Genomic DNA, 26,177 nt, shown 5'->3' on the forward strand with positions numbered 1-26,177 from the left:
CAGCACTTTGTTACAAACGCCGCTCCCGCCTGTGCGCGTACGGCTCGGCGCGAGACGCCCACGAACCCGGCGAAAATCGCTTTCGTATTTCGGGTATGGTCTGCTAGGCCGGTTGGCAGAGCAGAAACTGCCGAGAGGAATGAGTGATGGCGACCCTTCCAGGCTCCGCGCCGACGCGCGCGCCGGCCTATGCCTGGTACGTGCTCGGCATCCTGTTCCTCGTCTATGTCCTCAATTTTGTCGACCGGCAGATCATTTCGATCCTCGCCGAGGACATCAAACGCGACCTGCATTTGAAGGATGAGGATCTCGGTTTTCTGTACGGCACCGCCTTTGGCGTATTCTATTCGCTGTTCGGGATTCCGCTCGGGCGGCTCGCGGACAATTGGCACCGCGTCCGCTTGATGACGCTGGGGCTCGCTTTATGGTCGGCGATGACCGCGTTTTCGGGGATGGCGCGCAGCGGCGGGATGCTGGCGACCGCGCGGATCGGCGTCGGCGTCGGCGAGGCGACGGCGAGTCCCTCGGCTTATTCGCTGATCTCGGACTATTTCCCCAAGCGGCTCCGGGCGACCGCACTGGCGATCTATTCGTCGGGTCTCTACGTCGGCGGCGGGCTGTCGCTCGGCATCGGCGGGCTGATCGTCCAGCGCTGGAACCATGCCTATCCGGATGGCGGTCCGTTCGGACTGCACGGCTGGCAGGCCGCGTTCATGCTCGTCGGCGTGCCGGGGCTGGTGCTCGCGCTGGTGATCGCAACGCTGCGCGAACCGATCCGCGGCGCCGTCGAGAATTTGCCAGAGCCCGCGGCGCATCCCGCGCCGTTCAAGGAATTCCTCGCCGAACTCGTCACGATCCTGCCGCCGCTGACGCTGATCGGTGCTGCGATGGGCGGGGGCAGGGCGCTGCTCGTCAACCTGCTCGGGCTCGGCGCGGTGGTCGGCTGCGTCACGATCCTGCTGGCGTTCGGCGAGCCTTGGCCGCAATGGGTCGCGATCGGGATCGGCGCCTATGCGGTGTTTTCCTGGGCGTGCGCATTGAAACGCCGCGATCCGCCGACCTTCCGCCTGATCGTCGGCAATCCGGCTTTTCTCTGCGTGGTGGTGGCCTATGGGCTCAACGCGTTCGTGAGCTATGCGGTGAGCTTCTGGGCGTCGCCCTATGTATTGCGCACGCTCCACGAAGCGCCGGCGATGGCCGGGCTGCTCGTCGGTTCGAGCGGCGCGCTCGGCGGTTTTCTCGGGGTCACGCTCGGCGGGATCGCGGCCGACCGGCTGCGGCGGCGCAATCCGGCGGGGCGGATGCTGGTCGTGCTGTTTGGCGCGACGGTGCCGCTGCCGTTCGTGATCCTGGCGTTCACAGCGACTTCGACGCTGGTCTTCTACCCCGCGGTGTTCCTGGCGGGGATTTGCGCGAGCACGGCGCTCGGCGCGGCGGGGGCGACGATGCAGGATCTGGTGCTGCCGCGAATGCGCGGTACGGCGACGGGGACCTTCTTTATCGGCACGACGCTGCTCGGGCTGGCGATGGGGCCGTATCTCGCCGGGCGGATTTCGACGCTGTCGGGGAGCCTGTCGACCGGTGTGCTGTCGCTGCTGCTGACCGCGCCGATCACGATCGCGGCGGGGATCGCGGCCTACAAGCTCGTCCCGCGCGCCGAGGCCAATCGCGAGATCTGGGCGCGCGAGGCCGGCGAACCGATCTGATCGAAGCCCGCGCGATCGGGACACCCCAGGCCGGGCCTGCGGTGTCCCGGAGACGGGTTACACCGGCGGCAGGTGCTCGATCAGCTTGTCGACCGTGATCGGATAGTCGCGCACGCGGATGCCCGTCGCGTTGAACACCGCATTGCCGATCGCTGCGCCGCAGCCCGAAATGCCGAGCTCGCCGATCCCCTTGGCGTGGATCGGATTGGCGAACTGGTCGCGCTCCTCGAGGAAATGGACCTCGATCTGCGGCACGTCGGCGTTCACCGGCACGTGATATTCGCCGAGGTCGTGGTTCACCACCTTGCCGTTGCGCGGATCGTGGACGAGGTCTTCGGTCAACGCGGCGCCGATCCCGAAGGTCATCCCGCCGAGGCATTGCGAGCGCGCCGTCTTGGCGTTGAGGATGCGCCCTGCCGAGAACACGCCGAGCATGCGGCGAAGACGCACTTCGCCGGTCGTGGCATTGACGCCGACCTCGACGAAATGCGCGCCATAGCTCGCCTGCTTGCGCTCCTTCTCCATCTTGCCCGGCGCGATCGAGCCGATCGCCTCGATCCCGTCACCGACCAGCGAGCCGAGCGATACCTGGCGGTTGTCCGCGATCGCCTGACCGTCCTTCAACGTCGGCGCCTCGGGGTCGCAGCCCATCGCCTTGGCAAGCTTCTCGCGCAGCATCTCGCATGCGAGGTACACCGCCGATCCGCTCGACCCCGCGCCCCACGAACCGCCCGAGCCTGCCGCATCGGGCAGATCGGTATCGCCGAGCTCGACCTTGACCTGATCGAGCGGAAGCCCGAGCAGCTCGCCCGCGATCTGACCGAGGATCGTGTAGCTGCCGGTGCCGATGTCGGTCATCGCCGAGCTCACCGTCGCGCGGCCCTGCGGGTCGATCGAGACCTTGGCCGACGATTCCATCAGCATGTTGGTGCGCACCGCGGCAGCGACGCCCATGCCGATCATCCATTCGCCGTCGCGCTGTTGCGCCGGCGTGGCATTGCGCTTCGACCAGCCGAAGCGTTCGGCGCCTTCCTCCATGCAGCGCACGAGCTGGCGCGTCGAGAAGGGCACGTCTTCCTGCGGGTCCTGCTCCGGGTCGTTCCTCTTCCAGAAATCGACCGGGTCGACCCCCATTTTGTGGCACAGTTCGTCGAGCGCGGCCTCGGTCGCCATCATGCCGACCGCTTCGCCCGGCGCGCGCATCGAGCCCGACAGCAGCCAGTCGAGTTCGACCAGATCGTGATTGATCAGCCGGTTTTCGCCCGGATAGGCGAAGTGCGTCCCGATCCCGGTCGGCTCGAAAAAGCCTTCGCCCGGCAGGTTGCTCGTCAGCGTTTCGTGGCCGACGCCGGTCAGCAGGCCGTCGGCATTGGCCGAGAAGCGCACGCGCTGTTCGGTGTTCGAACGCCGCACGGTCGTCTCGAACACTTGCGGGCGCGTCATCACGGCCTTCACCGGGCGACCGAGCTGCTTGGCGGCGACCGCGGCGGCGACCGATTCGGGCGCGATGCCGAGCTTCGAGCCGAACCCGCCGCCGATGTAAGGCGCGATGATCCGAACCTTCTTCTCGCTGACGCCGAGCGACTTGGCGAGCTGGGTCTTGTCCGAGGTCGGCATCTGGTACGAGCCGTAGAGCGTCAGCGCGCCATCCTCGTCCCACACCGCGATCGAGGCATGCGGCTCCATCGCCGAGCTGTTCTGGCTCGGCGTGGTGTAGGTAACATCGACCGATGTGGCGGCGTCGTCCATCGCCTGCTCGAAATCGCCCTTCTTGAAATAGGCGGGGATGTTGTTGAACGGCGGCTTCTTGGTTTCGTCCTTGTGCGCATCGAAGTCGAAGCGGCCTTCGGCCTCTTCATACTCGACCTCGACGCGAAGCCCGGCGTCGCGCGCGGCCTCATAGCTTTCGGCGAGCACGATCGCGACGATCTCACCGAAATAGTGGACGTCCTGGACGCCCTGCGTCGGGGCGCTGGTTTCGCCGCCCTGCTGCGCGTTCTGCAGGAAGGTCTTGAAGTCGGTGACGACGTCGATCACGCCGGGGATCGCGCGGACGCTGTCGGCATCGACCTTGGTGACCTTGCCGCGTCCGAACTTGGTGCCGACGAGATAGCCGTAAGCGAGGTTGGGGATCTGGTACTCGGCCGAATAGGTCGCCTGGCCAGTGACCTTGAGCGGACCTTCCTTGCGATCGAGCGGGCGGCCGATGATTCCCTGCGTTCCCGAGTCGAGCAGGCTGGCGGGGACGGGCTTGTCCATCTTGAGGCTGTTGGTGTTGCTCATGCGGTCAACTCACGCAGGCACGCGATCAGCGTGCGTTTCATCAGCGGGATCTTGAAGTCGTTCGACCCGAAGCCCTGTGCATCGGCGAGCAGCACGTCTGCTGCCGCCGCGAAATTCTCGTCGGTCGGCGCCTTGCCGACCAGCGCTTCCTCGACGCGGCTATCGCGCCACGGCATTGGCCCGAGCCCGCCGAAAGCAAGCTGCGCCGTGGCGATCGTGCCGTTCTCGACCGAGAGGAGCCCGGCGACCGAGACCAAAGCGAAGGCATAGGACGCGCGGTCGCGGACTTTGCGATAAAGCTGCTTGCCGGCGACGGGGGCGGGCAGCTCGACATGCGTGATCAGCTCGCCGGGTTCGAGTACGGTCTCGATCTCGGGCGTATCGCCGGGGAGGCGATAGAAATCGTGGATGCTGATCCGGCGCCGGTCGCCACCTGGGGTGAGGGTGATGATCGTCGCGTCGAGCGCGCGCATCGCGACGGGCATGTCGCCGGGGTGCGTGGCGATGCACGACTCGCTCGTGCCGAGGATCGCGAGGATGCGATTATACCCGCCGATCGCCGAGCAGCCGCTGCCGGGTGCGCGCTTGTTGCACGCCATCGCGGGGTCGTAGAAATAATAGCAGCGCGTCCGCTGGAGCAGATTGCCGCCGGTCGTCGCCTTGTTGCGGAGCTGGCCCGAGGCGCCTGCGAGCAGCGCGCGGCTGAGCACTTCGTACTTCTCGCGCACGCGGCTGTCGGCGGCGAGATCGCTGTTCGGCACCAGCGCGCCGATCAACAGGCCGCCGGCCTCGGTGTCCTCGATCTCGGCAAGATCAAGCCGGCTGATATCGACCAGCTTGTCGGGCGTTTCGACTTGCAGCTTCATCAGATCGAGCAAATTGGTACCACCCGCGATGAAGCGCGTGCCCGGGCTCACCGCGCCGACAGCTTCCTCGAGGCTCGTTGGCTTTTCGTACAGGAAGGTCTTCATGCCTCGGCCTCCGCCACGTCGCGGATCGCATCGACGATGTTGGGATAGGCGGCGCAGCGGCAGATGTTGCCGCTCATCCGCTCGGAAATCTCGCCGTCGTTGAACTCGACATCGCCGAGCGTCTCGCTGACATGGCTCGGCCAGCCCTTCTTGACCTCGTCGAGCATGCCGACCGCCGAGCAGATCTGCCCCGGCGTGCAATAGCCGCACTGATAGCCGTCATGCTTGACGAATGCCGCCTGGAGCGGATGGAGATCCTCGGGCGTGCCGAGACCCTCGATCGTGGTGATCTCGTCGTCCTGGTGCATCACCGCGAGCGACAGGCAGCTGTTGATGCGGCGGCCGTTGACGAGCACGGTGCACGCGCCGCACTGGCCGTGGTCGCAGCCCTTTTTCGAGCCGGTCAGCCCGACATGCTCGCGGAGCAGGTCGAGCAAGGACGTGCGGATGTCGGGATCGACGTCGTAATGCGTCCCGTTGATGGTGAAGTTCATATCAGACCCCTGCGGTTCGCAAGGCTCAACGCATGCCCGGAAGATGGTTTCCCGGGGCTGTCAGATATTCGCCGACGCCGCCCGAAACCGCGACGAGCGGCGCGCTCGTTTACGGTCGGCGCGGCGCGCCCGGCACGCTATAGGCGCCGTCCCATCCGCCTCCCAGCGCCTGGACCAACGCGGCGGCGGTGGTCTGGCGGTCGGCGCGGATCTGGATCAGCGCGCGGCGCGCGGCGAGCGCGGTGGCCTGCGCGGTGACGACGTCGGAATAGACGACGATCCCCGACTGGTACTGGAAGCGCACCGACGCCTCGCTGCGATCGGCCGCGACCGAGGCGGTGGTGAGCAGCGCCTCCTGCCGCGCGAGGATCGCGGTGGCGGCGAGATTGTCCTGCACTGCCTGGAACGCGCTGAGCGTCACCTGGCGATAATTGGCGACCGCGGCATCATACGCCGCGCGATCGGCGGCCACCCGCGCACGCCGCGCACCGGCATCGAAGATCGTCTGCGCGAGCGATGCGCCGACCGACCAGAGCGAGGAGGCCGAGCTGAACAGGCTGGAGAGGGTATTGCTGTTGAATCCACCGTTGCCGGTGAGGCTTAGCGACGGGAAGAAGGCGGCGCGATCGACCCCGATCTGCGCGTTCGCGGCGGCGACGAGGCGCTCGGCCGAGGCGATGTCGGGGCGGCGCTCGAGCAGCGTCGAGGGGAGGGCGACGGGCACGGTCGGCATCACCGGCGTCCAATCGCTGACGGGCGGCAGGCTGTAGGCAGCGGCATTCTCGCCGATCAGCGTGGCGATCGCATCCTCGAACTGCGCGCGCGTGCGCTTTTCGCCTTCGAGGTCGGATTGCGCCGAGGCGAGCTGCGACTGCCCCTGGAACACGTCGCTGTGCGCGGCGATACCTGCGTTGTAGCGGTTGGTCGCGATCGTCAGCGAACGTTGATACGCGGCAACGGTCGCGGCGAGGCTGGCGATCTGCGCATCCGATGCGCGAAGGCCGAGATAGTCGGTGACCAGTTCGCCATCGAGCGCGAGTTGCGCCGAGACGAGGTCGGCACCGCGCGACTGTTCGGTGAAGCGCTGGGTGGCAACGGTGTTGCGGATCTGGCCGAACAGGTCGGGCGTCCAGCTTGCCGAGAGGCCGGCATTGTAACTGGTCGAGGCACGCGACCCCGCCGCGGAGGTGACGCCGTTGGTGACGATCGTACGCGATCCGCCCGACGCCGAATGCGTCACCGATCCGTTCGCCGATACCGTCGGGAACAGGCTCGCGCGCGCCTCGCGGGTGAACGCTTGCGCCTGGCGATAAGTCGCCTCGGCCTGGGCGAGCGTCTGGTTGTGCGCATGCGCACGCACGATCAGATCGTCGAGCGTGGCGTCGCCAAAGTCCTTCCACCAGTCGCCGCGCGGGGTGCCGTCGGCGGGGGCGGCGGGTTGCCACCCTTCGACCGTCTTCCACTGCGTCGCATCGGGGCTCGTCGGCCGCGCATAGGGTGGCGCGAGCGAGCAGCCGGCGAGCGCAACGCTGGCGAGAAGGGCGGACCAGGGGCGGATCGGTTTCATGCGGGAAGCTCGCGAAGGGTGCCGCCACGGACGGCACGGGGGGCGCGCCGGCGGCGGCGATTGGCCAGGCCGTCGAGGCAGACATAGATGACCGGGGTCGTGATCAGCGTGAGCACCTGGCTCGCGATCAGCCCGCCGATGATGACGATGCCGAGCGGCTGGCGCAGCTCCGCCCCCTCGCCGAAACCGATCGCGAGCGGCAGCGCGCCGAGCGCGGCGGCGATCGTCGTCATCAGGATCGGGCGGAAGCGCAGGATGCTCGCTTCGCGCGCCGCCGCCTCGGCACTGACGCCTTGCGTGCGCTGGAGATGGATCGCGAAGTCGATGATCAGGATCGCGTTCTTCTTGACGATGCCGAGCAGCAGGAAGACGCCGATCAGCGCGATGATCGAGAAATCGAGCTTGAACAGCATCAGCGCGAGCACCGCGCCCACGCCAGCAGCGGGGAGGGTGGACAGCACGGTGAGCGGATGGATCAGGCTCTCGTAGAGGATGCCGAGCACGATGTAGATCGTCACCAGCGCGGCGAGGATCAGCAGCAGCTGACCGCTCTGCGTATCCTGGAAGGTCGCCGCCGAGCCCGAGAATTTGCCGTGGACGCTGGTCGGCATGCCGATCTGCGCCTCGGCATCGCTGATCGCCGCCTGCGCGTCGGACAGCGCGACGCCGGGGGCGAGATCGAACGAGATGGTGGTCGAGACTTCGGTGCCGTCATGGTTGACGCTCGCCGCGGTCGCTGCCTGCCCCATCGACGAGATCGCCTCGAGCGGGACCATCGTGCGCGGCGTGTTGCTCAGCGCGGCGCCGGTCGAGGGGCTGCGCAGCGCGGGATTGGTCGCGACCGCTGCGGTCGCGGTCGCGGCGGTCTTGCCCGCGGTGCCGGTACCGGTAGCGGCGACCCCGGTTGCGCTGGTGGTGGCGATGGTGGCGGTGGTCGTGCCGTTGAGCGCGGTGGCGTTGGGCCCGGTCGCGATCACCGCATCGGCCTTGGCGGGGACGCGCACGTCGGTCAGCGCCTGCGGGCCCGTCGTCATCTCCTGCGGCCAGCCGAGGATCACGCTATATTGGTTCACATCCTCGTAGATGTTGGCGACGCTGCGCTGTCCGAAGGCGTCGTACAGCGCATTGTCGACATCGAGCGAGCTGATCCCGAGCCGTGCGGCTGAGTCGCGGTCGACCGTGAGGAAGCTCTCGACGCCATTCTCGCTATAGTCGCTGTCGACATTCTTGAGCTTCTTGTTGGCTTGGAGCGCGTCGTTGAGCTTCTTGGACCAGGTTTTCAGCGCGGCGGTGCTGTCCGCGACGAGCGTGTATTGATAGGTCGAATTGCCCTGCCGCGCGCCGATCCGCAGATCCTGGACGGGCGAGAGGAACAGGCGGATCCCGGCGATCGGCTGGAGCTTGCGCTGCAGCCGGGCGATGATGTCGGGCTCGGCAACGCCGTGGCGCTGACCGACGGGCTTGAGCCCCACCATCATGAACGCGCTGCCTGCGCGATTGCCCCCGGTGAAGCCGATCACCGACTGGACCGCACGGTCCTTGTGGATGATGTCGACGACTTGGTTGAGCTTGATCTGCATGTCCTGGAACGACACGCTCTGGTCGGCACGCACGCCCGCGAAGATCAGCGGCGACTGCTGCTGCGGGAAGAAGCCCTTGGGTACGACGACATAGAGATAGGCGGTCAGCGCGAGCACGCCGACGAACAACACCAGCACCAGCGGCTTCATCGCCAGCGCCCAGTCGAGCGCCTTTTCGTAGACACGCTCGACGCGCTGATAGCCGCGCTCGAGCCCGCGCGCGACGCGGCCGGGCTGCTTCACCGCCTCGCCCTCGCGCGGCCGGGGCTTGAGGAACCAGGCGCACAGCATCGGCGTGGTGGTGAGCGACAGCACGAGACTGATCAGCACCGCCGCCGACAGCGTCACGGCGAATTCGCGGAACAGCCGCCCGACGATCCCGCCCATGAACAGCAAGGGGATGAACACCGCGACGAGACTGATACTGATCGACAGCACGGTGAAACCGACTTCGGCCGCGCCGCGCAAGGCGGCATCGATCCGCCCCATCCCCTCCTCGAGATGCCGCGTGGTATTCTCGAGCACGACGATCGCATCATCGACGACGAACCCGGTCGCCACCGTGATCGCCATCAGCGACAGGTTGTTGAGCGAGAAGCCGAGGAAGTACATCACCCCGAAGGTGCCGAGCAGAGAGACGATCGTCGCCACCGCCGGGATCATCGTCGAGCGGACGTCGCGTAAGAAAGCGAAGACGACGACGATCACCAGCATCAGCGCGATCAGCACGGTGATCTCGATCTCGCGCAGCGAGGCGCGGATCGAATTGGTGCGGTCCATCGCCACGTCGAGCTTGATGTCGGGCGGCAATTGCGCGCGCAAAGCGGGCAGCTCGGCGTTGATCCTGTCGACCATCTGGATGAGGTTGGCGCCAGGTTGCTGGGTGATATTGACGATGATCGCGCGCTTGCCGTTGTAGAGCCCGAGCGTGCGCGTATCGGCGACGCTGTCGCTGACCGTGGCGATGTCGCCCAGCCGCACCGCCGAGCTGCCGCGCCATGCGACGACCAGCGGGCGATAGTCGGCGGCGGTCTTGCCCGCGGCATTGGTGTAGATCTGCCACGAGCGGCCGTCCTTGCCCGAGATCAGCCCCTTGGGTCGGTTGGCGTTCGACGCCTCGATCGCGGCGCGGACGTCCTCCATCGAGATGCCGTAGGAGTTGAGCTCGAGCGGATTGACCGCGACGCGCACCGCCGGCAGCGACCCGCCGCCCAGTTCGACATCGCCGACGCCCGGGATTTGCGCCATGCGCTGCTGGATGATGTTCGACACCGCATCGTAGATCTGCCCGGCGGTGCGCGTGTCCGAGGTGAGCGCGAGCGTCACCACCGGCTGGCTCGCCGGGTTGACCTTGCGATAGGTCGGGTTCTGCCGCAGCGTCGCGGGCAGATCGACGCGCGACGCGCTGATCGCCGCCTGGACCTCGCGCGCGGCGGTGTCGATGTTCTTCGACAGGTCGAACTGCAGCGTGATCCGCGTCGAGCCGAGCGAGCTTTGCGAGGTCATCTCGTTGACCCCGGCGATCGTCGACAGCCGCCGTTCGAGCGGCGTCGCGATGCTCTGCGCCATCACGTCGGGGCTCGCGCCGGCAAGGCTCGCCGAGACGCTGATCACCGGGAAATCGACCTGCGGCAGCGGTGCCACCGGCAGCGAGAAGAACGCAGCGATCCCTGCGAGCGCGAGCCCGATCGTCAGCAGGATCGTCGCGATCGGCCGCCGGATGAAGGGCGCGGAGAGGTTCACGCCGTCACCGTAAGGGGTGCGCTTCGGCTTCGGGGCCGACGTCGGGGGATTTGTGGGCTCCCCAGCCACGCTTGGCGAAGGCCTGCTGCGCGCGATCGAAATAGAGATAGATCACGGGGGTGGTGAACACCGTCAGCAACTGGCTGACGAGCAGCCCGCCGAAGATCGCGATGCCGAGCGGCCGGCGCAGCTCCGCGCCCTCGCCGCTGCCGAGCATCAGCGGCACCGCCGAGAACAGCGCGGCGAGCGTCGTCATCAGGATCGGGCGGAAGCGCAGGATCGCCGCCTGGCGGATCGCGTCGAACGGCGCGAGCCCCTCGTCGCGCTCGGCGGCGATCGCGAAGTCGATCATCATGATCGCGTTCTTCTTGACGATACCGATCAGCAGCACGATCCCGATGATCCCGATCACGTCGAGATCATGCCCCGTGATCCATAGCGCGAACAGCGCGCCGACCGCCGCCGAGGGCAGCGTCGACAGGATCGTCAGCGGATGGATGAAGCTCTCATACAGCACGCCGAGCACGATATAGACGCACACGATCGCCGCGAGGATCAGATACAATTGGTTCGACAGCGACGAAGAGAAGGCCCCCGCCGCGCCGAGGAAGCTGGTCGAGATGCCGGTCTTGAGGTGCAAGTCGGCGATCTTCGCCTGCACCGCGTTCACCGCGGTGCCGAGCGATACGCCCGGCGCGGTGTCGAAGCCGATCGTCGCCGCGGGGAATTGCGCGACGTGATTGACCTGCAGCGGCGAAGTCCCCGCCTTGATCGTCGCGATCGCGCTGAGCGGCGTGGCGCCGCCGGAGGCTTGCACATGGAGCAGCCCGAGCGAGGCGGGGTCGGTCAGCAGCCCCGGCGCCGCCTCGAGGATCACGCGATATTGCGTCGTCTCGGTGAAGATCGTCGAGACGATCCGCTGCCCGAACGCCGAATAGAGCGCATCGTCGACGCTCGACGCGGTGATATTGAGCCGCGCCGCCGAATCGCGATCGATGTTGATATACGCCGCCTGCCCCTGCGCGCCCGCGTCGGTGGTGACGTTGCGCACCTTCGACACCGATTGCAGGGCGGCGGCGATGCGCTTGGCCTCGGCAGTGACGTCGGCGGTGTTCGATCCCTCGACCGAGAAGCGGAACTGCGTCGGCCCGCTCTCGGCGTCGATCGTCAGATCCTGCGTCGGCTGGAGATAGAGCGTGACGCCCGGAATGCGATCCACCGCGTCCTTGAGCCGCTGCATGACGTCGGCCTGCGCGCCGTGGCTCTCCTTGAGGTTGATGAACATGCTGCCCGAATTGAGCGTGGCATTGTCCGACCCGTCGACCCCGACGAACGACGACAGCGAGGCGACCGATCCGTCTTGCAGGATCGCCTTGGCCGCCTGCGCCTGGAGCGAGGCCATCTTGTCGTACGACACGCTGGTCGAGGCGATCAGCCGCGCCTGGAGCTGGCCGGTATCCTGTGTCGGGAACAGCCCCTTGGGGATGACGAGATAGAGCATTACGGTCAGCGCGAAGGTCGCGATCGCGACCATCAGCGTAGCGAAGCGGCGGTCGAGCACATAGCCGAGCCCGCGCTCGTAATGATGCTCGACCCAGCCGAACGCGGCGGCCGAGCGCTCAGCGATGCGGCTCCTCTTCTCGTCCGCCGGGCGCTTCAGCCAGCGTGCCGACAGCATCGGCGTCAGCGTCAGCGACACCACCGCCGAGATCAGGATCGTGATCGCCAGCGTCACCGCGAATTCGCGGAACAGCCGGCCGACGATGTCGCCCATGAACAGCAGCGGGATCAGCACCGCGATCAGCGAAACGGTGAGCGAGATGATCGTGAAGCCGATCTCCGACGCGCCCTGCAACGCCGCCTCGAACGGCGCCATGCCTTCCTCGATATGGCGCTGGATATTCTCGATCATCACGATCGCATCGTCGACGACGAAGCCGGTCGCGATCGTCAGCGCCATCAGCGACAGGTTATCGAGGCTGTAGTGCAGCAGGTACATCACCCCGCACGTGCCGATCAGCGAGATCGGCACCGCGAGCCCGGCGACGAGCGTCGCGCGCGCCGAATGCAGGAAGAAGAAGATCACCAGCACGACGAGCACGACCGCGAGCACCAGCTCGAACTCGACATCGCTGACCGAGGCGCGGATCCCCGTCGTGCGGTCGGCGAGCGTCGTCGCCTTGAGGCCCGCAGGCAGGCTCTTGAGCAGCACGGGGAGCTGCGCCTTGATCGCGTCGGTCGTCTGGATCACGTTCGCGCCGGGCTGGCGCTGGACGTTGAGGATGATCGCGGGCGTCGTGTTGGCGAGCGCGCCGAGCCGCGCGTTCTCGGCGCCTTGCGTCACTTGCGCGACGCTCGACAGCCGGACGGGCGCGTTGGCCGAGTAGCTGACGATCAAATTCTTGTAATCGTCGACCGTCTCGAGCTGGTCGTTGGCGTTGATCTGGTACGAGCGGTTGGGCCCGTCGAAACTGCCCTTGGCGCTGTTGGCATTGGCATTGTCGATCGCGGTGCGCAGCTGCGACAGCGACAGGCCGTAGCTCGCCAGCGCCTGCGTATCGGCGCGGATCCGCATCGCGGGCTTCTGGCCGCCGGCGAGCGAGACGAGCCCGACGCCGCTGATCTGGCTGATCTTTTGCGCGAGCCGCGTGTCGACGATCGACTGGACCTGCGTCAGCGGCATCGTGTCCGAGCTGATCGCGATCGTCAGGATCGGCGCGTCGGCCGGGTTGACCTTGGCATAGACCGGCGGCGCGGGGAGATCGGCCGGGAGCAGCGCTGACGACGCGTTGATCGCCGCCTGGACTTCCTGCTCGGCGACGTCGAGCCCCTCCGAAAGCCCGAACTGCAGCGTGATGACCGAGGCGCCCGCGGTGCTGGTCGAGGCCATCCGCGACAGGCCCGGCATCTCGCCGAACTGGCGCTCGAGCGGGGCGGTGACGGTCTGGCTCATCACCTCGGGGCTGCCGCCGGGATAGAGCGTCGTCACCTCGATAGTCGGATAATCGACCTCGGGCAAAGCCGAGAGCGACAGCATGCGGAAGCCGACAAAGCCCGCCAGCACGATGCCGATCATCAGCAGCGCGGTCGCGACGGGGCGCAGGATGAAGATGCGGGACGGGCTCATCGCGCTGCCGCTCAGCCGCCCTGTCCGCCGCGCCTGCGCCGCCCGCCGCCGGCGCCGCGCGCGGCGGGCTTGTCGCCGGGCAGCGCGACCTTGGCGCCTTCGCTGAGCCGGTCGCCGCCGTCGGTGACGACGGTGTCGCCGAGCTTGAGGCCGGTGAGGATCTGGACCTTGTCGGCGCTCGTGACACCAGTGGTGACCTTGCGCTGCGTGACGGTGCGGTCGCTCTTGAGCAGCCAGACGAACGCGCTGTCCTGCCCCGAGCGGACCGCCGCGGGCGGGATCGTGATGGCGTTGGCGGCGGTGTCGACCGTCAACCGCACGTTGACGAACTGGCTCGGATAGAGCTGGTTGCCGGCATTCGCGAAGCGCGCCTTGCCCTTGATCGTGCCGGTCGTCGTGTCGACCTGATTGTCGAGCGTCGAGAAGCGGCCCTGGTCGAGCGTCTGCGTCCGGGTGCGATCGAGCGCGATCGCCGGGATCTGTGCGCCCTGGTTGATCCGCTTCGCGATCACCGGCGCCTGGTCCTGCGGCACGGCGAATTCGACGTCGATCGGCTGGAGCGTCGTCACCACCGCGATGCCGTTGGTATCGCCAGCACCAATGTAATTGCCGACATCGACCACCTTCAGGCCGACGCGCCCCGACACCGGCGATAGGATCCGCGTATAGCCGAGGTTGATCTGCGCCTGCTGCACCGCGCCGCGGTCGATCGCGATCGTTCCCTGAAGCTGTTTCGCGGTCGCCGCCTGCGTATCGACGTCCTGTCGTGCGATCGAATCCTGGCCGAGCAGCGTATTGTAGCGGCTGAGCTGGACGCGCGCATTGGCGAGCTGCGCCTGGTCGCGCACCAGCGCGCCCTGCGCCTGCAGCAGCGCCGCCTGATACGGCCGCGGGTCGATGATCGCGAGCGCCTGGCCCTTCTTGACGAGCTGCCCCTCGGTATAGAGCAATTTGGTGATCGTTCCCGAGACCTGCGGGCGGATCGTCACCGTTGCTGCCGGGGTGACGGTGCCGAGCGCCTCGACCACTACCGGTAGATCGGCCGCGATCGCCTTGACGCTCGCGACCGTCGTCGGCTGACCGCCGCCGCCCGGGCCACCCGGGCCACCCGAGCCGCCACGACCGCCGCCGCCACGCCGGCCGCCGCCGCCGTTGCCGCCGCCCGGCCCGGTCCCCGAACTCGCATGCGACAGCCACACCGCAAACAGCACGAGCAGGAGCAAGCCGGCGATCCCGGCGATCCAACTGATCGTCCGGCCGCGCGTGCCGATCCGACGCGGCGCGCTTGGGATAGGGCCGTCGGGCGTGGTCTTCGTCTCGAACTCGGGCATAGGGGGCTTCCGCAGCAATCTGGAACCGCATCCGCATCGCCGGGCCGGTCGTGTCAATCAATCAATTGTCGCAAATCTTGCCAGGCGGGTAGGACAATTGGGGCGGTCGGGGTTGGGAGCAGGGCAACGGACCACCCGGTGACGACACGGGAGGCCGGGGCGGCGCGCTCGTCTCGGCGCCGGTCGGGCCGACAGGTTGCCGGAGCGCCTGCCTCGCGAAGCCGTGTCGCACCGCGTCTTGGCAGTCGATCGGCCGGCCTGCACCGTCCGTTGACGCCTCGGCATGCGGCTTTATAGTCCGACAAGAACAGCGGGCGCGTAAAGGGCGCTCCATCGTTCGGGGAGATGACGGGATGACTGCATTGATCGCGCTGCGTCCGGACGCCCGTCATTCTGCATCCCGCTCCGGTCACCCAGCGCTGGCCGTTCGACTGCCAGGCGCCGCTTCGCCCCGCTTCCGTAACTCGACCGCTCGCAAGGAAATACCATGACCCGTCGCGCCGTATTGAAGGCTTGTCTCTTGGCGACGATGGTCGCGCCCGCCTTTGCCGCCGCGCAGGAGCGGCGCGCCGACGATTCCGCCGCCACCGCCACGCTCCATGCCGACCGTCCCGGCCCGGTGATGCAGCGCCAGGTGTTCGGCCAGTTCGCCGAGCATCTCGGCCACGGCATCTATGGCGGCATCTGGGTCGGGGAGGGCTCGAAGATCCCCAACGATCACGGCTATCGCCGCGACGTGATCGAGGCGCTGCGCGCGATCAAGGTGCCGACGGTACGCTGGCCCGGCGGCTGCTTCGCCGACGAATACCATTGGCGCGACGGCGTCGGCCCGCGCGCGAAGCGTCCCGTCAAGATCAACACCAATTGGGGTGGGGTCAACGAAGACAATGCCTTCGGCACCACCGAATATATGGGCTTCATCGAACGCCTCGGCGCCGAGGCCTATGTCTCGGCCAACGTCGGCAGCGCCCCCCCGAGCGAGACTGCGCAGTGGGTCGAATACATGACCTCGCCGAACGGCTCGACGCTCGCCAAGGAGCGTGCCGCCAACGGCCATCCCGCACCGTTCAAGGTCGCCTATCTCGGCATCGGCAACGAGCTGTGGGGCTGCGGCGGCAACATGCGCGCCGAATACGCCGCCGATCTCACCAACCGTTATGCGGCCTTCGCCAAATCGGGTTCGGGCAAGATGCTCAAGATCGCCAGCGGCCCGAGCGACTCGAACTACGAATGGACCGACACGCTGATGCGGCTGTCGGGCAAGAACATCGACGGCCTGTCGCTGCATTATTACACGCGTCCGCGCGACCAGAAATGGGTGGACAAGGGCGCCGCGCTCGGCTTCCCCGAGAGCGAATGGGCGAGCACCATGGCGCACACGCTGCAGATGGACGAGTTCGTCACCAAGCATGCGGCGATCATGGACAAATACGATCCCGCCAAGAAGGTGTGGCTGGTCGTCGACGAATGGGGCACGTGGTACGATCCGGCACCGGGCAGCAACCCGGGCTTCCTCGTCCAGCAGAACAGCGTGCGCGACGCGGTGGTCGCCGGGCTCAACCTCAACATCTTCGCGCACCATGCCGATCGCGTGAAGATGGCGGCGATCGCGCAGATGGTGAACGTGCTCCAGGCGATGCTGCTCACCGACGGCGCGAAGATGGTCAAGACGCCGACCTATTGGGTGTTCGATCTCTATCTGCCGTGGATGGACGCGACGACCTTGCCGATCGAGGTCAAGTCGCCCTGGTATCACAAGGATGCGGTGGCGGTGCCGGCGATCAGCGTCTCGGCGGTGCGCGACACGGCGGGGCAAGTGCATGTCGCCCTGGTCAATCTCGACCCCAATCGGTCGATCCCGCTGTCGGTCGCACTCGCCGGGGTGAGCGCGACCAGCGTTTCGGGGCGGATCGTCACCGGCGCGACGATGGACGCGCATAACAGCTTCGAACAGCCCGATGTGGTGAAACCCGTGGCGTTCACGGCGGCACAGGTCGCCGGCGGCACGCTGACCGCGACGATCCCAGCCAAGTCGGTGGTGGTGCTCGACTTGCGCTGATTCCGCTTGCGACCACCTGAAAAAGCGCTTCCCCGGCGGAGGCCGGGGTCCAGTCGGAATGGCCGTGGTAAGAGGGCGCAGCGCCCCACCTGACTGGCCCACGACTGGACCCCGGCCTTCGCCGGGGAAGCGCGTTTTAGGTCAGGTCGAAATCCTCTACCCATCCCCCGCTCGCCCTCAGCGTGTCGAAGGGCGCCTCTCCACGCGAGCGATCGCGCGGAAGATAGGTGCCCTTCGACAAGGCGAACGGGAGCGGGAAGCCGCGCGCGCTTTACAGCGGTACCGACGCCGCACGCACCGTCGTGAACTGCGCTGACTGCACGGGCACGCCGGTCCCCGGCTGCCCCGAACCGACGCTGACCCGGTACTGGCCCGCCATCACCTGCCGCTTCCCATCGATCCCGACCGCGCTGAGATCGCGTGGTGACAGATCGAAGGTCACGGCGCGATGCTCGCCCGGCTTGAGCGTAACGCGCCGATAGCCGCGCAGCGCGACGCGCGGCACGCCGGGCTGGTCGGGGAAGTTGAGATAGAGCTGCACCACCTCGTCGCCCACCCGCTGGCCGGTGTTGCTGACCTCGGTCGTCACGCGCAGCCCGGTTTCGGCGCCACCTGCGGCAGGCGTCACCGTCAACGGCGCATACGCGAAGCTGGTGAAGCTCAGGCCATAGCCGAACGGATAGACCGGCGTGCCCGTGAAATAGCGATAGGTGCGCCCGGTCATCGCATAATCGTCGAACGGCGGCAGGTCGGCGACGCTGCGGTAGAAGGTGAGCGGCAGGCGCCCGCCGGGATCGGCCTTGCCGGTCAGCACGTTGGCGACGGCGAGCCCGCCCGCCTGACCCGGATACCATGCCTCGACGATCGCGGCGGCATTGTCCTTCGCCCAGGCGAGGTTGATCGGGCTGCCGTTCATCGCGATCACGATCAGCGGCTTGCCGGTCGCGTGCGCGCGTTCGAGCAGCGCCTGCTGCTCGGCGGGGAGATCGAGCGTGGTCTTGTCGCCGCCCTTGAAGCCGGGAACATCGACGCCGGTCTCCTCGGCCTCGAGGTCGGAGGTGAGCCCGACGACCGCGACGAGCACGTCGGCCTTTGCCGCCGCCGCCGCAAGGTCGGCGTCGGGCTGCGGCGAGACGAGCTTCCACACCAGGTCGGTATTGCCGAAGCCGCGCGCGGTCGAGACGACGCGAAGCCGATAGCGATGGCCCTGTTGCAACGGGACCGTCTTGAGCGTCGCGAGCGGTCCGTGGTGCGCGCCATCGACATCGAGGAAGGTCTGCCCGTCGAGTTCGAGCAGCCCGCTGCCGCCGAGACCGAGCCGGTAGCTGCCGGTGACCGGCGGCACAAGGAAGCCGGTCCATTCGGTCCGATGATAGTCGTTGACCTTGGGCAGATCGAGCGCGCGCGCGGCGACGTCGGATTCGTGCCGGGTGACGACCGGGCTGCTCTGGTAGGTCAGCGCCGCCATGGCCGCGCGGTCGGTGCCCGGCGCGAAGGGCAGCGGCGGCGGCGTCACCGGGTTGAAGTAGCGGGCGAGCAGACCGGGCTTGCCGTCGGGTGCGCGCAGCGCGCTGCCGGGGACGCGGTCGCCATCGGTGATCGATTCGCCGAACGGCACCAGCGTCACCGCGCTTGCGCCCGCCGCGCGGCGCAGGCCTTCGACCACCGACACGGGCGGCGCCGACTGGGTCGAGGAATAATTGCCGCGCAGCACGCGCGTCGCGTCGCCGAGCGGACCGATCACCGCGATCCGCGCGCCCGGGCGCAGCGGCAGCACGCCGTCGTTCTTGAGCATCACGAGGCTCTTCTGCGCCGCCTCGAGCGCGAGCGCGGCATGATCGGGCGTGAGGATTGCGCCGACCGGCACGACCGCGGGCGCCGCGGCGATGCCGGGCAGGTCGCCGTTGCGGATCCGCGCCGAGAACAGCCGCACCAGCGTACGGTCGACATCGCCCTCTGAGATCAGATTGCGCTTGAGCGCCTCGCCGAAGCGATCGGGCAGGCCGCCGATATCGCCGATCGTCTGCGTGTTGCATTCATTATCGACTCCGGCCTTCAGCGCAGCGGCGACTGCGGTCGCCTGGTCGGGCGCATATTTGTGGTTGTCGGCGATATCCTTCACCGCGTCGCAATCCGACACGACATAGCCGTTGAAGCCCCAGGCACCGCGCAGATGGTCTTTGAGCAGCAGGTCGTTGGCGCAGGCCGGCTGGCCGTCGATCCGGTTGTAGGCACACATGATCGAACCGGCGCGGCCCTCGACGATCGCGGCGCGGAACGCGGGGAGGTAGGTGTCTTCCAGGTCGTGCGGCGAGACATAGACGTTGGCGGCGTGGCGCGTCGATTCGGGGCCGCTGTGCACCGCGAAATGCTTCGGTGTCGCGATGACCTCGGGCAGGTCCGGGTTGGGGCCCTGCATCCCGGTGACGAAGGCGACGCCCTGGTGCGCGGTGAGATAGGGGTCTTCGCCATAGGTTTCCTGGCCGCGTCCCCAGCGCGGATCGCGGAAGATGTTGATGTTGGGCGACCAGGTATCGAGCCCGGTGCCGATCCGGCCGAGCTTGCCCGTCTCGCGGGCGAGCGTGTGCAGCGCGCGCACCTCGGTGCTGATCGCGCCGGCGACGCGGTGGACGAGCGGTGCGTCGAAACTCGCAGCGAGGCCGATCGGTTCGGGGAAGTTGGTGGTCGGCACGGTGCCGATCGCGCCGTGCAGCGATTCGGTCCACCAATTATAGGCTGGGATGTTCAGCCGCGGGATGGCGGGGGCGACGTTGAGCAACTGCGGCAGCTTTTCCGCCGGCGTCATTCGCGCGACGATCGCGCGCGCCAGGCGATCGGCGTCGGCCCGCACCGCGCTCGGCTGCGCGAGCACGGTCGGTTGAGGGGGCGCGTCCTGCGCCTGGCTCGCGATCGCGGCCATACCGCTCCCGAGCAGCAGAACGGTTCGCGACAGGACGGAGAAGGTCGAAGCCATGATGCACCTCAGATAAGGACGGAAAAGTCGGAGCGTCGGCGGCGAACCGGGCGACCCGCGGCAGCGTGGAAGCCGACGGGTTTGATCGATTTTCGCGAGTTTTGGAGGACTTTGTCGTGCCGCAGGAAGGGAACGCATCCGGCCGCGGAGCAGCCGGACGGCGCGCCACGACGATGAACCCGAGGTCCGATCCCAGTCATCCTTCCCCCGCTGCTCGCCGGTCTCAGCCGACGCTTGTGGCACGCGCCAAAGTCCTGTTAGCGCTACCGATATGGGAAGCTAGGCGTTTGACTGGTAACGCGTCAATAGTCGGACAACCTGAATTCGCGTGTATCGGGAGGTTAGCGCAGCTCGCGTGGTCTGTCGGCGGTCGACAGCGGTGCGGTTCGCTCCTGCGGTCCGCGCAAGGTCGCGAGCGAAACGGCGATTCGCCTTAGACGCGGAGGAACCGGAAGTACCACACTTCGCGCCCTTGCCGACGCGCCTTGCGTTCGTAGCGCGTCTCGGGCCAGTCGTCGGGTCGGGTGAGGAAGTCGGCGGCGTCTTGCGCGCGCCACACGAAGTCGCGGCGTTGGCCGAGCACCATCATCGCCCAGCGGCAATAGGTCGGATCGTCGGTGCCGAGCCGGAATTCGGCGCCGAGCTTGAGCTTCGCCGCGATCAGATCGAGCGGGCCGTGATTGACCATCCGCCGCTTGGCGTGGCGCGCTTTGCGCCACGGATCGGGGTGGAGCAGATAGACGCGCGAGAGCGACGCGTCGGGCAGCCGCTCGAGCACGTCGAGCGCGTCGCCCATGTGGAGGCGGACATTGTCGAGGCTCTCGTCGCGGACATGGTTGAGCGCGCCGACGACGCCGTTGAGGAACGGCTCGCAGCCGATAAAGCCCGTCTCGCGTCGCGCCATCGCCTGGCCGGCGAGATGCTCGCCCGCGCCGAAGCCGATCTCGACCTCGAGCGGGCAGTCCTTCGCGAACAGCGTGACCGCGTCGAGCGGCCCTTCTTCTGGAACGCTGATGTCCGGGAGCAGGCGCTCGACCAGATCGGCCTGGCCCAGACGGAGCTTGTGCCCCTGGCGGCGGCCATAGAGGCGGCGGGTCGTCATTGGATCGGTCATCCGCGCAGCCTCTAGCGGGCGTGGGCGACGGAGCAAAGTCCCGTCGCGGTCGTTACACGGCTTCAACGACACGGCGGGCATCATGGCGGACAGCGACGAAGATCAAACCGACAGCGGCGATGTCGAGGAACTCAAGGCTGCCAATGCGCGCGAGTTGCACCGCGCGGTGCGCGAGGAGGGGCAGGAAGAGCTCGAGCGTCCGACCGGATCGTTGTTCTGGTCGGCGGTGGCGGGCGGTCTTGCGATCACCGCGTCGCTGATTGCCGAAGCGGCGATCGCGGCGCACAGCGCGCCGTCGGCGGCGCGGCCGCTACTGATCGCGATCGGCTATCCGATCGGCTTCCTGATGGTGATCCTCGGGCGCATGCAATTGTTCACCGAGAGCACGGTCACCGCGATGCTGCCGCTCGTCAGCGAGCCGTCGTGGCTCGCGCTCGGGCGGACGCTGCGCTTGTGGAGCGTCGTGCTCGGCGGCAATCTGATCGGGACCGCGCTCGTCGCGCTGGCCTTCGCGACGCTCGACCTTGGCGACCCGGCGATGCGCGCGGCGATGCTCGAAGTGTCGATGAAGATCACCGAGCATGATGTGCTCGGGACTTTCCTCAATGCGGTGCCGGCGGGTTTCCTGATCGCAATCGTCGCCTGGACCTTGCCCAATGCGCGCGAACAGGCGTTCTTCGTGGTCTTCGGAATCGTCTATGTCGTCGCAATCGGCGGGTTCAGCCATTCGGTTGTCGGGTCGAGCGAGGCATTCCTGCTGCTCTTTTCGGGCAAGATCGGCGTGGCGAAGGCGCTCGGTTTCCTCGTGCCGGCGGTGCTTGGAAATCTGTTCGGCGGTGCGGGCCTGTTCGCGGTGCTCGCGCATGCGCAGGTGCGCGAGGAAGCGGCATAGCGGAGCGGAGCCAATCGGCCGCGCCCGGCGTTAGGGTCGCGAGCAACGGGACACAGCAGATGAGCAAGATCGTCAACGCCGCGCGCACGCTATCGCGCGCCGATCGCAAGGCCACGCACCGCGCGGCGGCGCATCGCGACGATCCCGCGGTCAAACTCGCTGGGACGCTGAGCGAGGCGGCTGACCAACCGCCGCTCGTCATGCTCGGGATCGGTACGATTGTCGTCGGTGCGGTGCTGCGCCGCCCGACCTTGCTCCGTAACGGCATCCGCATCCTGGCGAGCGAAGTGATCGCCACCGCGATCAAATCCGCGATCAAACGCTCGGTCGATCGGACTCGGCCTGCGAAGGCGATCGAGTCGGGCAAACACCGCTTTGCGCCCGGCAGCAGCGACGATCATGCACAGACCTCGTTTCCGTCGGGGCACACGGCAGGCGCGGTCGCGGTCGCGGGGGCGATCGCGCAAGACGTGCCGGCGGCGATCGGGCCCGCCTACGCCGTGGCAGCGGGCGTGGCGGCGGTGCAGATGCCGCGCGGCAAGCATTATATCCTCGATACGGTCGCCGGGGCGGCGATCGGCTTCGTCGCGCAGAAGGCGACGAGCGCGATCATCCGAATAGCCGAACCCGCAGTCCTTCGCGTGCTCAACGCACGCGCAGAGCGAAGCAAGGAGACAACCCTTTCATGATGCCTAACGGGATCTTCATCGCGTTCTCTAAGCTGCGGTAAAATCAAGCGTATTAAAAAGGTGCCTCAATCCGCGATCAAACGGGGGCATTCTGATGAAGCTGGGTTTCTGGGCAAACGTCGCGCTTGCCGGATGCATTCCGTCGATCGCGGCGGCGCAATATAGCGTGCATTGGGCCGCGCCGGCGCCGGCGGGCGCGGCGTCGTCCTATTTCCCGATGGGGATGCCGCTGCAGCTGACGACGCGCACCGAACTCAATACCAAGGAAGCGCGCTCGGGCGACCGCTTCTATCTCGAGGTGGCCCAGCCGCTGGTCTATCACGGCGAGATCGTCGTCCCGGTCGGATCGATCGCGGTCGGCGAAGTGATGCGCTCGGAACGGAACGGCAATTTCGGCAAGCGCGGTGAGATCGAGGTTCGGCTCGATTATGTCGAGACGCCGTCGGGCCCGGTGCGGATCTCGGGGCGTTCGGCGCGACAGGGTCTGGATCAGGGCGTGCTGGCGATCGGTGGCGCGCTGTTCATATCGTGGCCGATGATGTTTATTCACGGCACCAGCGGACGGCTTCCCGCCGATACGCCGATCACCGCCTATCTGGCCGACGATCTGCACTTCACCGCCCATCCGGCCGCCGCGCACGCCGCCTTCGATGGTGCGCCGTCGGCGCCGCGCGTGCTGCCGGCGCGGTTCGATCCGTCAGTCTTCTCGGCTAACCAGCCGTAATAAGCGAACCGAGCGCGGCGCAAGGCCGCGCTCGGTGCCGGATCAGGCGGCGACGGCCTGCTTGAGCGCGTCGACCAGATCGGTCTTTTCCCAGGTGAAGCCATCGGCATCGGGTTCGCGCCCGAAGTGACCGTATGCTGCCGTCCGCTTGTAGATCGGCGCATTGAGCTTGAGATGCTCGCGGATGCCCTTGGGCGTCAGGCGGACGAGCTTCGGCAGCACTTCCTCGATCTTGGCTTCGGGCACGGTGCCCGTCCCATGCAGGTCGACATAGAGCGACAGCGGCTCGGCGATGCCGATCGCATACGACAGCTGGATCGTGCAGCGTCGCGCGAGGCCGGCGGCGACGACGTTCTTCGCCATGTAGCGCGCGACATAGGCGGCCGAGCGATCGACCTTCGTCGGATCCTTGCCCGAGAAGGCGCCACCGCCGTGCGGCGACGCGCCGCCGTAGGTGTCGACGATGATCTTGCGCCCGGTGACGCCCGCGTCGCCATCGGGGCCGCCGATTTCGAACGCGCCCGTCGGGTTGATGTAGATCGCGGTCTTGTCGCTGATGAAGCCGTCGGGAAGGACGTCGTGCATCACGCCGCTGACATAGGCGCGCAGCTCTTCGTAAAGCTTCGGATCGGCATTGTCGCCCTGCAGGCAATAACCGGCCTTGTGCTGCGTCGAGACGACGAGCGCGGTCGCGCGAACGGGAACCTCGTTCTCATATTCGAGCGTAACCTGGCTTTTCGCGTCGGGCTCGAGGAATGCCGCGGCGCCCGAGTGGCGATCGGCGGCGAGGCGCTCGAGGATCTTATGGCTGTAATAGAGCGTCGCCGGCATCAAGCCCGGCGTCTCGTCGGTGGCGTAACCGAACATGATGCCCTGGTCGCCGGCGCCTTCGTCCTTGTTGGCGCCTTCATCGACGCCCATCGCGATCTCCGCCGACTGGCCGTGGAGGTTGTTGTGGAACGCGAAGGTCTCCCAGTGGAAGCCCGATTGCTCGTAGCCGATTTCCTTGACGGTGCCCCGGACGGCCGCCTCGATCTCGGCGAGCGCGCCATCGGCCCACTGGCCATTCTCGTACACGCCCTTGCAGCGGATTTCGCCCGCGAGGACGACGAGATTGGTGGTGGTCAGCGTCTCGCACGCGATGCGCGCATAGGGGTCCTTGCCGAGGAACAGATCGACGATCGTGTCGCTGATCTGGTCGGCGACCTTGTCGGGATGGCCTTCCGAAACCGACTCGGAGGTAAAGAGAAAATTGGAACGCATGTGTGAGATCCTCGTGTTGAGGAGAGCTTCGGCCGTTGCCATGCCTGATATAAAGCTTTCCTTATATGCCGCCCTATCGTGCCCGACGGCGCAATGCAAACCCCGAAAGCCCGAGGATGATTGCGATCAAGAGCGCCATCAGATTGCCGGTCCGCGCGAACAGCGTGGGCGGTTCGGCGCGGGGGATCGGCAGTTCGATCGCGCCCGCTATGTCGGCGGGAATCGATGCGAGAATCCGGCCCTGCGCGTCGATGATCGCCGAAATGCCGGTCGGCGTCGCGCGGATCACCGGCAGACCTTCCTCGATCGCACGCATGCGGGCCTGGGCGAGATGCTCGGCCTGGCCCCAATAGCCGTACCAGCTGTCGTTCGACGGCTGGAACAAGAGCACGGGGCGGTGGCCTGGCTGAACCACCTCACCCGAGAAGATGATCTCGTAGCACAATTGAAAGCCGATGCGGCCGAAGGCGGGCAGGTCGAGTCCGTCGGGACCTTTGCCCGGCGCGAAATCGAAATCGCCGGGGACGAGTCGTGACAGGCCAATCGCGGACATTAATGGGCGCGCGGGGAGATATTCGCCCCACGGCACGAGATGCGCCTTGTCGTAGCGGCCGAGGATGCGCGCGGTGGCGTCGATCGCGAAGATCGAGTTGGTCGCACTGGTGACGGCGCCCGCGGCATCGAAGTTGAGCGCGTTGCCGCCGGTCAGCACGACGTCACGCGGGCCGAGCGCGGCGGCGATGCGACGGCGGACGGTTCCGGGGGTCTCGGCATAATATTGGAACGGATAGCCGCTTTCGGGGAGATAGCGCAGCGCTCCCTCGGGCCAGACGATCATCCGTGGAGCAGGGCCGGCCTTGCCGCTGAGCCTCACCAGAGCCTGCAGATTGGTCTCGGCATAATCGTCGCGCGGGCGCTGTTCGTCTGCGGCATTGGGCTGGACGACGCGGATGCGTGGGGCGTTGGGTGCGCTGGGGGCGATCGCCGGGGCGAGCGAGCCGAGCGTCAGGATCGCCAGCAGGGCCGCGACCGCGGCGGGCAGGCGCCAGTTACGGCGCAGTGCCAGTAGCAGCGCGCCCGCGACGAGAATCGTCACGCCCGACAGCGCATAGGTGCCGATCCACTGCGCGCTGCGTGCGACACCGATCAGCGGGAGCCAGATCTCCGACAGCGGGTTCCACGGATAGCCGCTCAGCAGCGTACCGCGCAAATATTCGGTCGCGATCCAGGCGGTCGCGAAGATCAGCACATAGCTTGCGTCTAGCACCGGGCGGCGCAGCTTCCACGCCACGGTCGCGGCGAGCATCGGGAAGATCGCGAGGTAAAGCGCGAGCAACGCCGGTGCGATCGACCCGAGCGCATGCGGCATCGCGTCCTGAAAGCTGAACGCCTTGGCGATCCAGTTATTGCCGATCGCGAAATGCGCGAAACCGAACAGCCAGCCGCGCCACAGCGCCGCCTTGCGGGTCGGCGCCTGATGGACGAGCAGCATCCACGCGGCGAGGCAGCCGAGCGTGACGGGCCACCACCCGAGCGGCGCGAAGCCGACCGCGGCGATTCCGCCGAGCAGGAACGAGAAGAGCGCGGGACGTTGGGTCATCGCGTGCGGCTATCGCGGGATCGGCGGAGCAACGCAACGCCAGCCTTCATTCCTCCCTCG

The 26,177-nt window shown here is 67.3% G+C and carries 16 protein-coding genes; 5 read left to right on the plus strand and 11 right to left on the minus strand.

Translation table 11 applies throughout. The features are described 5' to 3' along the window. Window positions 1-146: 146 nt before the first annotated feature. On the plus strand, window positions 147-1,706 hold the full coding sequence (locus RH90_RS10465; protein WP_010185558.1) for a spinster family MFS transporter: 1,560 nt from the start codon (window positions 147-149) through the stop codon (window positions 1,704-1,706). A gap of 57 nt (window positions 1,707-1,763) precedes the next feature. On the opposite strand, the gene RH90_RS10470 is transcribed toward RH90_RS10465, so the two are convergent. The 7 genes from RH90_RS10470 to RH90_RS10500 all read right to left on the minus strand — a co-directional run bounded on the left by RH90_RS10470 (window position 1,764) and on the right by RH90_RS10500 (window position 14,802). Further along, complete coding sequence (locus RH90_RS10470) at window positions 1,764-3,989, minus strand: xanthine dehydrogenase family protein molybdopterin-binding subunit (protein WP_010185559.1); 2,226 nt, start codon at window positions 3,987-3,989, stop codon at window positions 1,764-1,766. Beyond that, on the minus strand, window positions 3,986-4,960 hold the full coding sequence (locus RH90_RS10475; RefSeq protein ID WP_010185560.1) for an FAD binding domain-containing protein: 975 nt from the start codon (window positions 4,958-4,960) through the stop codon (window positions 3,986-3,988). The genes RH90_RS10470 and RH90_RS10475 overlap by 4 nt, the downstream gene beginning before the upstream one ends. Further along, entirely contained in the window at window positions 4,957-5,454 is a 498-nt protein-coding gene (locus RH90_RS10480; RefSeq protein ID WP_010185561.1) for a 2Fe-2S iron-sulfur cluster-binding protein, read from the minus strand. Before RH90_RS10480 ends, RH90_RS10475 begins: the two co-directional genes overlap by 4 nt. Before the next feature lie 109 nt (window positions 5,455-5,563). Continuing rightward, window positions 5,564-7,021, minus strand: coding sequence for an efflux transporter outer membrane subunit (locus RH90_RS10485; protein WP_010185562.1), 1,458 nt, complete (start codon window positions 7,019-7,021; stop codon window positions 5,564-5,566). Beyond that, window positions 7,018-10,344 carry an efflux RND transporter permease subunit gene (locus RH90_RS10490; protein ID WP_010185563.1) on the minus strand — a complete coding sequence of 1,109 codons (3,327 nt, stop codon included), beginning with the start codon at window positions 10,342-10,344 and terminating at the stop codon, window positions 7,018-7,020. Before RH90_RS10490 ends, RH90_RS10485 begins: the two co-directional genes overlap by 4 nt. A 4-nt stretch (window positions 10,345-10,348) precedes the next feature. Then, window positions 10,349-13,471: an efflux RND transporter permease subunit gene (locus tag RH90_RS10495; RefSeq protein ID WP_010185564.1), complete on the minus strand. Its 3,123-nt coding sequence runs from the start codon at window positions 13,469-13,471 to the stop codon at window positions 10,349-10,351. An 11-nt stretch (window positions 13,472-13,482) separates the two neighbouring features. Then, window positions 13,483-14,802: an efflux RND transporter periplasmic adaptor subunit gene (locus tag RH90_RS10500; RefSeq protein WP_010185567.1), complete on the minus strand. Its 1,320-nt coding sequence runs from the start codon at window positions 14,800-14,802 to the stop codon at window positions 13,483-13,485. A 487-nt stretch (window positions 14,803-15,289) separates the two neighbouring features. Between RH90_RS10500 and RH90_RS10505 the strand changes: the two genes are divergently transcribed. Next, the gene (locus RH90_RS10505; protein ID WP_037492732.1) at window positions 15,290-16,861 is read left to right on the plus strand and encodes an alpha-L-arabinofuranosidase C-terminal domain-containing protein; all 1,572 of its coding nucleotides are present in this window, start codon (window positions 15,290-15,292) and stop codon (window positions 16,859-16,861) included. 271 nt (window positions 16,862-17,132) lie between these two features. Here RH90_RS10505 and RH90_RS10510 read toward each other — a convergent pair whose 3' ends face one another. Continuing rightward, complete coding sequence (locus tag RH90_RS10510; protein ID WP_010185569.1) at window positions 17,133-19,835, minus strand: glycoside hydrolase family 3 C-terminal domain-containing protein; 2,703 nt, start codon at window positions 19,833-19,835, stop codon at window positions 17,133-17,135. Window positions 19,836-20,268: 433 nt separating this feature from the next. Beyond that, window positions 20,269-20,949: a tRNA (guanine(46)-N(7))-methyltransferase TrmB gene (trmB, locus tag RH90_RS10515; RefSeq protein ID WP_010185570.1), complete on the minus strand. Its 681-nt coding sequence runs from the start codon at window positions 20,947-20,949 to the stop codon at window positions 20,269-20,271. A gap of 82 nt (window positions 20,950-21,031) precedes the next feature. On the opposite strand from trmB, the gene RH90_RS10520 reads away from it, so the two are divergent. The 3 genes from RH90_RS10520 (at window position 21,032) to RH90_RS10530 (ending at window position 23,254) form a co-directional block, all read left to right on the plus strand. Beyond that, window positions 21,032-21,841, plus strand: coding sequence for a formate/nitrite transporter family protein (locus tag RH90_RS10520; RefSeq protein WP_010185571.1), 810 nt, complete (start codon window positions 21,032-21,034; stop codon window positions 21,839-21,841). Between the two features lie 59 nt (window positions 21,842-21,900). Continuing rightward, window positions 21,901-22,530 (plus strand): phosphatase PAP2 family protein, encoded by a 630-nt coding sequence (locus tag RH90_RS10525; RefSeq protein ID WP_010185572.1) that lies wholly within the window; start codon window positions 21,901-21,903, stop codon window positions 22,528-22,530. 94 nt (window positions 22,531-22,624) lie between these two features. Beyond that, entirely contained in the window at window positions 22,625-23,254 is a 630-nt protein-coding gene (locus tag RH90_RS10530; protein WP_010185573.1) for a hypothetical protein, read from the plus strand. Window positions 23,255-23,296: 42 nt separating this feature from the next. Here RH90_RS10530 and metK read toward each other — a convergent pair whose 3' ends face one another. Together metK and lnt are read right to left on the minus strand one after the other, a co-directional pair. Next, window positions 23,297-24,517, minus strand: coding sequence for a methionine adenosyltransferase (metK, locus tag RH90_RS10535; protein ID WP_010185575.1), 1,221 nt, complete (start codon window positions 24,515-24,517; stop codon window positions 23,297-23,299). Window positions 24,518-24,590: 73 nt separating this feature from the next. Then, window positions 24,591-26,117, minus strand: coding sequence for an apolipoprotein N-acyltransferase (lnt, locus tag RH90_RS10540; RefSeq protein WP_010185576.1), 1,527 nt, complete (start codon window positions 26,115-26,117; stop codon window positions 24,591-24,593). Between the last annotated feature and the right edge of the window lie 60 nt (window positions 26,118-26,177).

Origin of the sequence: Sphingomonas sp. PAMC 26605 (assembly GCF_000241485.1) — a bacterium.
Lineage (GTDB): Bacteria > Pseudomonadota > Alphaproteobacteria > Sphingomonadales > Sphingomonadaceae > Sphingomonas.